We start from the raw sequence: 12,605 nt of genomic DNA, 5'->3' as shown, positions 1-12,605 counted from the left end.
ACACCCCGCCTTCGCGAGCAGGCTCGCTCCCACATTTGAATCTTGTTGCTTCAACTCGCGCGTTTCAGCTTAACCCTAGTTCACGCCAGATCCGCAATACCTGCCGACGCTCATCGACAAACTGGTCACCTGGTATCACCCCGGGGTCCTTCTGCAAGGCCTGCCGGTGGGCGGCGGAACGGTAGGCCTTGTAGGCCTCGCGTAGCAGGCTGGCGTCTTCGGCAGGCATCAGCCCTTCGTGTTCCAGCTCTTCCAGAATGCGGATGTTATCCGTCCAGCGCAGCAATGGCGGGTGTGTTTCGGACCACGCCAGGGCCGCGTATTGCACCATAAATTCAATATCGACGATACCTCCGGCGTCCTGCTTGAGATCGAATGGCGCCGTGGCCTCGAAGGCATTTGCCGCCGTGCCGGCTGCGGTGCTCTTGCTACCGAGGTTATCGCGCATCTTGGCGCGCATCTCGCTCACCTCCTGACGCAAGGTCGCCAGGTCCCGGTGCTTGCCCAATATCGTCGCGCGCACCTTCTCGAATGCCTGGCCGACATCCTGGCTGCCCACCAGCACCCGGGCCCGCACCAGTGCCTGATGTTCCCAGGTCCAGGCTTCGTTTTCCTGGTAGCGGGCAAACGCCCCGACCGAACTCACCAGCAACCCCGAGGCGCCGGAAGGTCGCAGGCGCATATCGACTTCATACAGCTGGCCGGAGTTGGTCTGGGTGGTAATCAAATGAATGATCCGCTGCCCCAACCGGGTGAAAAACTGCGCGCCGTCGATAGGTTTCGCTCCGTCGGTTTCCGCCTGCGGATCACCGTCATGGATGAACACCAGGTCAAGGTCCGAACCATGCCCCAATTCCAGTCCGCCGACTTTCCCATAACCGACAATGATGAAGCCCGGATCGCACAAGGTGCCGTCGGTGCGCAGTGGCGTGCCATATTTGGCCACGGTCTGGCGCCAGGCTAGGGCCAGTACTTGTGCGAGGATCGCTTCAGCCAGCCAGGTCAGGTAATCGCTGACTTTCATCAACGGCAGGCTGCCGGCGATTTCCGAAGCGGCGACCCGCAAGCGGTGCGCCAGTTTGAAATGGCGCAGGGCTTCCATTTGCTGTTCGAGGTCGTCTTCGGGAATCCGCGTCAGGCGCTCGCGCAACTCGGCGGCCAGTTCCGGCGCCAGTGGGGGCTTGAACAATCGACCTTCATTGAGCAATTCGTCGAGCAGCAGCGGGAAGCGGGTGATCTGCTCGGCGATCCATGGGCTTGCCGCGCACAAGGTCAGCAAACGTCGCAGGGCGCCGGGGTTCTCGGTCAGCAGCACCAGATACGCCGAGCGACGGGCCACCGCTTCAACCAGCGGCAGCACGCGCTCAAGTACCAGATCCGGATTGGCATGCTCGACCGCCTGAGCCAGCAAACGCGGAATAAATGCATCGAGGCGTTCGCGCCCCAGACGCTGCATCGCGCGCAACTGCGGGCTGCTGCGCAAACCGGCCAACGCTTTCAGTGCCTTGGTGGCATCGGCAAAACCGCCCTCTTCCAACTGGCGGCAGGCGGCTTCTTCATCCTGGGCCTCTTCCCACAGCGGCAGCCATTCACCGCCGACCACCACTTCGCTTTCGGTGCCTTCCTCTTCATCGGGATCGGCGATCACTTGTCCAAAGTGCCAGGCCACGCGGCCTCGCCAATACATAAGCTGCGCATGGAAAGCCTCCCAGTCAGCGAAGCCCAACATAAAGGCAATGCGCGCCTGATCCTGCGCACCGTCCGGCAGCATCTGGGTCTGGCGGTCGGCAATCGCCTGGATCGCGTGCTCGGTGTACCGCAGGAATTCATAGCCTTCGCGCAGCTCGCTGATCACCGCCGGCGGCAGGTAGCCCTGACCTTCCAGGGTGCTCAGTACTTTTAATAAGGGGCGTTGCTGCAGGCTCAGGTCGCGACCGCCGTGGATCAGCTGGAACGCCTGGGCGATAAATTCCACTTCGCGGATGCCGCCCGAGCCGAGCTTGATGTTGTCGGCCATGCCTTTGCGCCGCACTTCCTGCTGGATCAGCTGCTTCATGGTGCGCAGCGCTTCGATCGCAGAGAAGTCGAGGTAACGCCGGTAAACGAACGGGCGCAGCATCTCTTGCAGTTGCGCGCCGGCCACTTGATCGCCAGCCACCACCCGCGACTTGATCATCGCGTAGCGTTCCCAGTCGCGGCCCTGGTCCTGGTAATACTGCTCCAGCGCGTTGAAGCTCAACACCAGGGCACCGGCCGAGCCGTAAGGCCGCAGACGCATGTCGACCCGGAACACAAAACCGTCGACGGTCATCGGGTCCAGCGCCTTGATCAGGCGCTGGCCGAGACGAATGAAGAATTCCTGGTTATCCAGCGAGCGTTTCACGCCGACGGTTTCGCCACCCTCGGGGTAGGCGAAGATCAGGTCGATGTCCGATGACAGGTTGAGCTCCACCGCGCCGAGCTTGCCCATGCCGAGGATGACCATCTGCTGCGGCTCGCCGCTGCGCCGGCCGGTGGGCACGCCGAACTGCTGGCAATGCCGCGAGTACAACCACTGATAGGCCTGATCGATGCTCGCATCGGCCATGTCCGAGAGGTCGCGGCAGGTCTGGACCAGATCAGCCTGACGAGTCAGGTCGCGCCAGATGATCCGCACTTGCTGACGCGTGCGCTGACGGCGCAAGGCGCGACCAAGCTCGTCATCGGTTTCGGCCGCATTCACCGCTGCCGCGATCTGCCCGCACAACTCGCCCGGTGCGAAGCTGCGGTCCAGTTCGCCGGACTGCACCAGCGCCAGCAACATCAAGGGGTCACGCACACTCTGTTCGGTCACGAAATCGCTGGCGGCGGTGACGCGGGCGAATTGCGCCCAGCGCTCAGCTGTCCAGGCAGACAGGCCATGGTCATCTTCCAACTCGGCAACGGCGGTACGGAACGACTGCTCGGCGCGGGTGACAAACGGCAGGAGAATGCCGGGCAGTTCGGCAAGCGGTGGGAGGCTCATGGTCTATCCTTGATCGGCGTGTAGAGGGCGGCATGTAGTGATTTTTCAAAACGCACTACGTGATCGACTGTCGAACAAAGGTTAGAAATAGCTGAAATTTCTTTATTTTTGGCAGGCAGCATCAAGCTTTCACCTTTTTCGGTTGGCAAAAGACCAACCTTAACGATTATTCTCACAACGCAGCCGGAGGCCACAAGCCGCTCATCTGTAGTTTTACTACTCGTATATACATCCAGATAGCTGAAATGCCCGATGATTTGTAGTAAAACTACACGCCGCCGGAACCTACCACTCGGCAATCCAAGAATTTATATCGTCTGCCCACAAGGCCAGTCGCAAACTCAGGCAACCGATTCTGGAAGCCTTTCCGCCCTGGAGCAAGCCATGCAAGACCTCGATCCCGTCGAAACCCAGGAATGGCTGGACGCCCTGGAATCGGTTCTCGACAAAGAAGGCGAAGACCGCGCTCACTATCTGATGACCCGTATGGGCGAACTCGCAACCCGCAGCGGTTCGCAGTTGCCTTACGCCATCACCACGCCATACCGCAACACCATTCCCGTTACCCACGAAGCACGCATGCCTGGCGACCTGTTCATGGAACGCCGCATTCGCTCGCTGGTACGCTGGAACGCGATGGCCATGGTGATGCGCACGAACCTGAAAGATTCGGACCTGGGCGGTCACATCTCCAGCTTCGCCTCCAGCGCCACCCTGTATGACATCGGCTTCAACTATTTCTTCCAGGCCCCGACCGATGAACACGGCGGCGACCTGATCTACTTCCAGGGCCACACCTCGCCAGGCGTTTACGCCCGTGCGTTCATGGAAGGCCGCATCACCGAAGACCAGATGAACAACTTCCGCCAGGAAGTCGATGGTCAAGGCCTGTCTTCCTATCCGCACCCTTGGCTGATGCCTGATTTCTGGCAGTTCCCGACCGTATCCATGGGTCTGGGCCCGATCCAGGCGATCTACCAGGCACGTTTCATGAAGTACCTGGAAGCACGTGGTTTCATCCCTGAAGGCAAACAGAAAGTCTGGTGCTTCCTGGGCGACGGCGAGTGCGACGAGCCAGAATCCCTGGGCGCGATCTCGCTGGCTGGCCGCGAGAAGCTCGACAACCTGATCTTCGTCATCAACTGCAACCTGCAGCGCCTCGACGGCCCGGTTCGCGGCAACGGCAAGATCATCCAGGAACTCGAAGGCGTTTTCCGCGGTGCTCAGTGGAACGTGACCAAGGTCATCTGGGGCCGTTTCTGGGACCCACTGCTGGCTAAAGACGTCGACGGTATCCTGCAACGTCGCATGGACGAAGTCATCGACGGCGAGTACCAGAACTACAAAGCCAAAGACGGCGCGTTCGTGCGTGAACACTTCTTCAACTCGCCAGAACTCAAGGCGATGGTTGCTGATCTGTCCGACGACGAGATCTGGAAACTCAACCGTGGCGGCCACGACCCGTACAAGGTCTACGCGGCGTACCACGAAGCGGTCAACCACAAAGAACAACCGACCGTCATCCTCGCCAAGACCATCAAGGGTTATGGCACCGGTGCCGGCGAAGCGAAAAACACCGCGCACAACACCAAGAAGGTTGATGTTGAAAGCCTGAAGCTGTTCCGCGATCGTTTCGACATTCCGGTTCGCGACGAAGAGCTGGAAAACCTGCCGTTCTTCAAGCCAGAGCCAAACAGCGCCGAAGCCCGCTACCTGAGCGAGCGCCGCACTGCATTGGGCGGTTTCGTGCCTCAGCGCCGCGCGCAAAGCTTCAGCGTGCCGACGCCGTCACTCGATACCCTCAAGGCGATTCTTGATGGTTCGGGCGACCGTGAAATCTCCACCACCATGGCCTTCGTGCGGATCCTCGCGCAGCTGGTCAAGGACAAGGAAATCGGCCCGCGCATCGTCCCGATCATCCCGGACGAAGCCCGTACCTTCGGTATGGAAGGCATGTTCCGTCAGTTGGGCATCTACTCGTCCGTCGGCCAGCTCTACGAGCCAGTCGATAAAGACCAGGTGATGTTCTACAAGGAAGACAAGAAGGGCCAGATCCTCGAAGAAGGCATCAACGAAGCGGGCGCCATGAGTTCCTTCATTGCAGCCGGTACTTCGTACTCCAGCCACAACCAGCCAATGCTGCCGTTCTACATCTTCTATTCGATGTTCGGCTTCCAGCGCATCGGCGACCTGGCTTGGGCTGCAGGCGACAGCCGTACCCGTGGCTTCCTGATCGGCGGCACCGCCGGCCGGACCACGCTGAACGGCGAAGGCCTGCAACACGAAGACGGTCACAGCCACATCCTGGCTGCCACCATCCCGAACTGCCGCACCTTTGATCCAACCTACGGCTACGAGCTGGCGGTGATCATCCAGGACGGCATGAAGAAGATGACCGAAGAGCAGCAGGACGTTTTCTACTACATCACCGTGATGAACGAGTCCTATCAGCAGCCAGCCATGCCGGCCGGTGTCGAGGAAGGCATCATCAAGGGCATGTACCTGCTCGAAGAAGACACCCGCGAAGCGGCGCACCACGTTCAGCTGATGGGCTCCGGCACCATCCTGCGTGAAGTCCGTGAAGCGGCGAAGATTCTGCGTGAAGAGTTCAACGTTGCCGCCGACGTCTGGAGCGTTACCAGCTTCAACGAACTGCGTCGCGATGGCCTGGCCGTCGAGCGCACCAACCGTCTGCATCCGGGCCAGAAGCCTAAACTGAGCTATGTCGAAGAGTGCCTGAACGGCCGTAAAGGTCCGGTCATCGCGTCTACCGACTACATGAAGCTGTTCGCTGAGCAAATTCGTCAGTGGGTCCCGTCCAAGGAATTCAAAGTCCTGGGCACCGACGGTTTCGGCCGCAGTGACAGCCGCAAGAAGCTGCGTCACTTCTTCGAAGTCGACCGTCATTTCGTGGTGTTGGCAGCCCTGGAAGCCTTGGCTGACCGTGGTGACATCGAACCTAAAGTGGTGGCCGAGGCCATCGCCAAGTTCGGGATCAACCCGGAAAAACGCAACCCACTGGACTGCTGAGGAGACACTCTGTGAGCGAACTCATTCGCGTACCTGACATCGGCAGCGGTGAAGGTGAAGTAATTGAACTGTTTGTGAAGGTCGGCGACCGTATCGAAGCCGAACAGAGCATCCTGACGCTGGAATCGGACAAGGCGAGCATGGAAGTCCCTGCTCCCAAGGCCGGCATCGTCAAAAGTTTGAAAGTGAAGCTGGGCGATCGCCTGAAAGAAGGCGACGAACTGCTGGAGCTGGAAGTCGAAGGTGCCGCTGATGCGGCCCCTGCGGCTGCCGCTGCGCCGGCTGCGAAAGCTGAAGAGAAACCGGCTGCTGCGCCTGCCGCCGCCGCTGCTCCAGCGCCAGCAGCCGCGCCAGCAGCCGCGCCTGCTGCCGCTTCGGTTCAGCAAGTGCACGTGCCGGATATCGGTTCGGCGGGCAAGGCCCAGATCATCGAGATCCAGGTCAAGGTCGGCGACACCGTCGAGGCTGATCAGTCGCTGATCACCCTGGAATCCGACAAGGCCAGCATGGAAATCCCATCGCCTGCCGCTGGCGTGGTCAAGGCCATCAGCGTCAAGCTCAACGACGAAGTCGGTACGGGTGACCTGATTCTGGATCTGGAAGTGGCGGGTGCTGCGGCCCCTGCTGCTGCCGCGCCAGCCCAGGCTGCTGCGCCTGCTGCCGCTGCTCCGGCGCCAGCCGCTGCGGCCCCGGCCGCACCGGTTGCCGATAGCGTCCAGGACATTCATGTCCCGGACATCGGTTCGTCGGGCAAGGCCAAGATCATCGAAGTACTGGTCAAGGCCGGCGACACCGTCACCGCCGACCAGTCGCTGATCACACTGGAATCCGACAAGGCGAGCATGGAAATTCCATCGCCTGCCGCTGGCGTGGTGGAAAGCGTTTCCATCAAGCTGGATGACGAAGTCGGTACTGGCGACCTGATTCTGAAGCTGAAAGTCAAAGGCGCTGCGCCGGCCGCTGCTCCGGCTCCAGCCGCTGCTGCACCGAGCGCTCCTGCTCCGGCCGCCGCAGCACCTGCTGCTCCGGCACCTGCCGCACCCGCGGCTGCACCGGCCAAGCCGGGCGCCAAGGTTCACGCTGGCCCGGCTGTACGCCAACTGGCCCGTGAATTCGGCGTCGAGCTGAACGCCGTCGGCGCCAGTGGCCCGCACGGTCGCATCCTCAAAGAAGACGTGCAGGTTTACGTCAAAGCGATGATGCAGAAGGCCAAGGAAGCGCCGGCCGCTGCTGCCGGCGCAACCGGCGGCGCGGGCATCCCGCCGATTCCGGTCGTGGACTTCAGCCGCTTCGGTGAAACCGAAGAAGTGCCGATGACTCGCCTGATGCAAATCGGCGCGTCGAGCCTGCATCGCAGCTGGCTGAACATTCCGCACGTGACTCAGTTCGATTCGGCTGATATCACCGACCTGGAAGCGTTCCGCATCGCTCAGAAAGCCGTCGCAGAGAAGGCCGGCGTCAAGCTGACCATCCTGCCGCTGCTGCTCAAGTCGTGCGCGCACCTGCTCAAGGAGCTGCCGGACTTCAACAGTTCGCTGGCGCCAAGCGGCAAGGCGATCATCCGCAAGAAGTATGTGAACATCGGCTTCGCCGTCGACACCCCTGAAGGCCTGCTGGTACCGGTCATCAAGAACGTCGACCAGAAGAGCCTGTTGCAACTGGCAGCCGAAGCCGCTGCGCTGGCCGCCAAAGCCCGCGACAAAAAGCTCACCGCTGACGACATGCAAGGCGCCTGCTTCACCATTTCCAGCCTCGGCCACATTGGCGGCACCGGCTTCACGCCGATCGTCAACGCGCCGGAAGTGGCGATCCTCGGTGTTTCCAAGGCAACCATCCAGCCAGTCTGGGACGGCAAAGCCTTCCAGCCGAAACTGATGCTGCCACTGTCGCTGTCCTACGATCACCGTGTGATCAACGGCGCTGCTGCTGCACGCTTCACCCAGCGTCTGAGCAGCCTGCTGGCGGACATCCGTACCATCCTGCTGTAACACCGGCCGGCCCTCCTTCATCGGAGGGCCCGTCGCGTTCCATGTTTTCCGAGCGCCACGCTCGTACCTCAACCCCGCCAATTTGGCGGGGCTTTTTTTGCCTTGAACAAAGTAATTTCCTACAGCCGTGGCTTACACCGCCCACAACTCATGGCGGCTTTCGCTCGATATTTTTTGCCGTTTAATAACTAGGCTTAGTTCGACAGCATTTTCTTTTAAATACTGAAAACCTCATTTGCTTAGTTAACGTTATTTCGAACGGATTCGAACATGTTTAAACCAACTGTCGGCCCTATTATTGGCCACACTACAACTAACCACGTACGTATTTTTTTGCGCGGAGAACGTCAAGACAACTCGCTGGTATTTGCCGGCATTCGTTATCGGCGCGCGAGGGAAGAGCGTTGGTCGCAAGGTGTCTTTGCCAAACTGTCGATCTTGCGCGATATGTCCGATGTGATTGCACTCAACAACCTCGCCATCGATACCGACTATGAATACCAGGCCGGATGGTTCAGCCCCATGAGCCCGGTGCACACCGTGGAGACCGTTCAGGAACTGCCGCTGCAATGGCCACGGGAGATTTATCGCTTTCGCACCCTGTCCAGCAAAGCCAACACACCGAGGGCGTACATCGTCGGCTCATGCCGCTACCTGCGCATGACCGCAGGCATCCCTTCGGCACCTCATCTGGGCGACCGTATTTTTGCCTCGATCACCGAACTTGCGCAGCAGGCCGAGCCGCCCATCAGCGCGATGTTAATGACGGGTGATCAAATTTACGTCGATGATCTGAACGTTATTGCTCCCGACCGGGAATACAAGGAAATACTCAGCAAATATCGCGCGGCGTTTTCCCAACCGAACATCGCCCGATTAATGTCCAACACCTCGACTTATATGATCCTCGACGATCATGAAATAGAAGACAACTGGCCCGCCAACGAAAGCAAGGCCGATGCCTATTTATATAAGAACGCCATGGCAGCCTATGAGATATACCAAGCCAGCCACAGTCCGGCGCATGACTTATTACCCAGCGGGCAAGTAAGCCGAAAGTTGGAACAGTATTGGTATCAGTTCGCCGAAGGCGATATTGAATGGTTTGTCACCGACAGCCGAACCCGTCGTAACTTGTCGCCCAATGATCGACGCATCCTCGACGATGAGCAGGAACAGGCGCTGTGCAAATGGCTGATCCACAGCCCGGCCCGGGTCAAGTTCGTGGTCACCAGCGTGATGTTCTACCCCGACCGCAAACTCAACGGCGATGACGCCTGGAAAGCCTTCCCGGAACAACGCCTGCGGTTGCTGGAGACGATTCGCACGCATCGCATCAAGAACGTCATCTTCGTTTCCGGCGATGTCCACGGCTCACTGACCAGTCGCCTGACCCACAGCGAGGATCCGGACTTCGACGTGCACACCATCGTCTCGTCCCCGCTGTGCAACAGCAAATTGCTGCCCTATGCCTCCGAGTCCACCTTCATTCTGAACCAGGCGCTGGCACGTACCGCAGCGGGAGATTATCGACATGAATTGACCAGCAAGGTGGTCAGCGAAGACAACTTTGCTCATCTGGTGGTGGATCGGGAGCAGATTCAGGTCAGTTACCACGACCGGAACGGCCGGCGCCTGCAATCGATCAACATCCCGCTGCACTAAGGAAAATGAAGGCCAAATGCATTAGTTTTCGGCCCTGGCTGGAGAAATCCTCGCCCCTGCCGACATATTCTTATAGCACTTGGCCTTCATGTCTCTTGTCAGTCAGTGTCGCAATGATGCAACCTTGCCGCAGGCAACAGTAAAGAGGGCGAGAGCCCGGCGCGATCAGCACATTCGAAGCGAGTTTCCCTCAATGAAAAGCCAACCTGATGCCGCCAGCCGTATGGTGGCCGAGGTAGTGACGCAATTGCCTGTGCCCTCGCGGCTCGGCATGCTGCGTTTCGAACGGCTGAATGAAGCTAGCTGGGCACTCCTGTTTCTCGATCCCAATTGCGAACGACAATTTGGTCTGCCGGCCGTGGAGCTTTGTGCCTTGGTCGACTCGCCTTATGCCAGCCTGATGGAGCCTGAAGCGCGCTATCAACTGCACGACGCGATTCAGCAGCAACTCAGAGAGAGCCCGCATTACCTGATCCGCTACAACCTGCACACCGCCAAAGGCTCCTTGAGCCTGCTCGAACTGGGCGAAGCCTACCGACAACACAATCGACACCTGCTGCGCGGTTACCTGATGGTCGTGGAAGGCTTGTTCGAGGGTGAACCGCTGCTGCCGTCGCTGGACCTGGAAACCCAGAACTCGCGCCTGCAAATCGCTCTGGAACTCAATCAGCGCGCCCAGTTGGAACAACTGCAGCATCTGGATCGGGTCCGCGCCCAGCAAGACTTGATCCTGCTGCTGACCCGCCAGCGCTACAGCACCAACAATTCCCTGCAAGAAGCCGCCGAACTGATTACCCGCAGCGCTTGCGACATCTATGAAATCGACTGCGCCAGCCTGTGGAACCTCGAAGGCTCGCTACTGGTGCCGATCTCGGCCTATCACCGCACCTCCGGGGAATATCAGCTGCCGGAACCGATCGACGTCAGCGGCTTCCCGGATTACCTCGACGCCTTGCACGGCAGCCGCGCCATCGATGCGCACAACGCCATTCGCGATCCGCGTACCCGGGAAATGGCCGAACACCTGCGCCCGCGCGATGTGAACGCCATGCTCGACGCCAGTATCCGCGTCGACGGCCAAGTGGTCGGCGTGCTGTGCCTGGAACAGACTGGCGCGACCCGTGCCTGGCAGTCGGATGAAATCGCCTTTGCCGGCGAGCTGGCGGATCAGTTCGCCCAAGTCATCAACAACCACAACCGCCGCACCGCCACCAGCGCCCTGCACCTGTTCCAGCGTGCGGTGGAGCAAAGCGCCAACGCCTTTCTGCTGGTCAATTGCGATGGCGTGGTGGAGTACGTCAACCCAAGTTTCACGGCGATCACCCAGTACACCACCGAGGAAGTCCACGGCCAGCGGCTATCGGAACTGCCTGCGTTGGAGAACCTCAGCGAACTGCTGTTCGACGCACCGTCGGCGCTGGCCAAGAGCAACAGCTGGCAGGGCGAGTTCAAGAGCCGGCGCAAAAACCTCGAACCCTACTGGGGCCAGTTGTCGATTTCCAAGGTCTATGGCGACAACCGAGAGCTGACGCATTACATCGGCATCTACGAAGACATCACCCAGACCAAGCTCGCCCAGCAGCGCATCGAGCGCCTGGCCTACACCGACAACCTGACCAACCTTGGCAACCGCCCGGCGTTCATCCGCAACCTCGACGAACGCTTCGCCCGGGACAGCGATACGCCGATCAGCCTGCTCCTGGTGGACATCGACAACTTCAAGCGCATCAACGACAGCCTCGGCCACCAGACCGGCGACAAACTGCTGATCAGCCTGGCCCGGCGCCTGCGCAACAGCCTGAGCCCGAGCGGCAGCCTGGCGCGATTCGCCAGTAACGAATTCGCCGTGCTGCTGGACAACACCGACCTCGCGATGGGCCAGCACGTCGCCAACCAATTGCTGGCGACCCTCGACAAGCCGATGTTCGTCGACAACCAGTTGATCAGCGTCACCGGCTCCGTGGGCCTGGCGTGCGCGCCGCTGCACGGTCGCGATCCACAGACATTAATGCGCAACGCCGGCCTGGCGCTGCACAAGGCCAAGGCCAATGGCAAACACCAGGTCCAAGTGTTCACCGAAGCACTGAACGCCGAGGCCAGCTACAAGCTGTTCGTGGAAAACAACCTGCGCCGCGCCCTGACCCAGAATGAGCTGGACGTGTTCTATCAGCCCAAACTGTGCCTGCGCAGTGGTCGCCTGCTGGGCATGGAAGCGCTGCTGCGCTGGAACCATCCAGAAAAAGGCATGATCCGCCCGGACCAGTTCATCAGCGTTGCCGAAGAAACCGGCCTGATCATCCCGATCGGCAAATGGATCGCCCGCCAGGCCTGCCGCATGAGCAAAGACCTGACCGCCGCCGGCCTGGGCAATCTTCAAGTGGCGATCAACTTGTCGCCCAAGCAGTTCTCCGACCCGGACCTGGTGGCGTCCATCGCCAACATCCTCAAGGAAGAAGCGCTGCCGGGGAACCTGCTGGAGCTGGAACTGACCGAAGGCCTGCTGCTGGAAGCCACCGAAGACACCCACTTGCAGCTCGATCAACTCAAGCGCCTGGGCCTGACCCTGGCCATGGACGATTTCGGCACCGGTTACTCGTCGCTCAGTTACCTGAAAAAATTCCCGATCGACATCATCAAGATCGACCGAAGCTTCATCCACGAAATCCCGGACAACCAGGACGACATGGAAATCACCTCCGCGGTGATCGCCATGGCTCACAACCTGAAACTCAAAGTTGTGGCGGAAGGGATCGAGACGGCCGAGCAGCTTGCGTTCTTGCGTCGCCACCGCTGCGATGTCGGCCAGGGCTACCTGTTCGACCGCCCCATCCCCGGCGCCGAGCTGATCGAAAAGCTCAAGCGCTACCCACGCGGCCCGCTCGTCTGACAGCACACCACAAAATCCCTGTGGAACACCG

6 protein-coding genes are annotated in these 12,605 nt (G+C 60.1%); 4 read left to right on the top strand and 2 right to left on the bottom strand.

The window, feature by feature from the left end:
- Nucleotides 1-64: 64 nt before the first annotated feature.
- Entirely contained in the window at nt 65-3,004 is a 2,940-nt protein-coding gene (gene glnE, locus FHL16_RS05400; protein ID WP_077747646.1) for a bifunctional [glutamate--ammonia ligase]-adenylyl-L-tyrosine phosphorylase/[glutamate--ammonia-ligase] adenylyltransferase, read from the bottom strand.
- A complete protein-coding gene (locus FHL16_RS33995) occupies nt 3,001-3,153 on the bottom strand; it encodes a hypothetical protein (RefSeq protein WP_158080544.1) in 153 nt (50 codons plus the stop codon). Before FHL16_RS33995 ends, glnE begins: the two co-directional genes overlap by 4 nt.
- A 235-nt stretch (nt 3,154-3,388) precedes the next feature.
- Between FHL16_RS33995 and aceE the strand changes: the two genes are divergently transcribed.
- From aceE to FHL16_RS05380, 4 genes are all read left to right on the top strand, one after another.
- Entirely contained in the window at nt 3,389-6,034 is a 2,646-nt protein-coding gene (aceE, locus tag FHL16_RS05395) for a pyruvate dehydrogenase (acetyl-transferring), homodimeric type (protein ID WP_010464306.1), read from the top strand.
- An 11-nt stretch (nt 6,035-6,045) separates the two neighbouring features.
- Nucleotides 6,046-8,022: a dihydrolipoyllysine-residue acetyltransferase gene (gene aceF, locus FHL16_RS05390; RefSeq protein WP_077747645.1), complete on the top strand. Its 1,977-nt coding sequence runs from the start codon at nt 6,046-6,048 to the stop codon at nt 8,020-8,022.
- A 270-nt stretch (nt 8,023-8,292) separates the two neighbouring features.
- Nucleotides 8,293-9,687, top strand: coding sequence for an alkaline phosphatase D family protein (locus FHL16_RS05385; RefSeq protein WP_077747644.1), 1,395 nt, complete (start codon nt 8,293-8,295; stop codon nt 9,685-9,687).
- 193 nt (nt 9,688-9,880) lie between these two features.
- Nucleotides 9,881-12,574: a sensor domain-containing phosphodiesterase gene (locus FHL16_RS05380; protein WP_077747643.1), complete on the top strand. Its 2,694-nt coding sequence runs from the start codon at nt 9,881-9,883 to the stop codon at nt 12,572-12,574.
- Nucleotides 12,575-12,605: the final 31 nt, after the last annotated feature.

Origin of the sequence: Pseudomonas sp. FSL W5-0299 (genome assembly GCF_005930655.1) — a bacterium.
GTDB classification, from domain to species: Bacteria; Pseudomonadota; Gammaproteobacteria; order Pseudomonadales; family Pseudomonadaceae; genus Aquipseudomonas; species Aquipseudomonas mandelii.
Note: the sequence above shows the minus strand (reverse complement) of the source record. Positions and strands in the feature narration are given on the sequence as shown.

What these genes read in the sequence shown, in the direction of transcription:
- glnE (WP_077747646.1), bottom strand. Translation starts at nt 3,004, where the DNA reads ATGAGCCTCCCACCGCTTGCCGAACTGCCCGGCATTCTCCTGCCGTTT.
- aceE (WP_010464306.1), top strand. Translation starts at nt 3,389, where the DNA reads ATGCAAGACCTCGATCCCGTCGAAACCCAGGAATGGCTGGACGCCCTG.
- FHL16_RS05385 (WP_077747644.1), top strand. Translation starts at nt 8,293, where the DNA reads ATGTTTAAACCAACTGTCGGCCCTATTATTGGCCACACTACAACTAAC.
- FHL16_RS05380 (WP_077747643.1), top strand. Translation starts at nt 9,881, where the DNA reads ATGAAAAGCCAACCTGATGCCGCCAGCCGTATGGTGGCCGAGGTAGTG.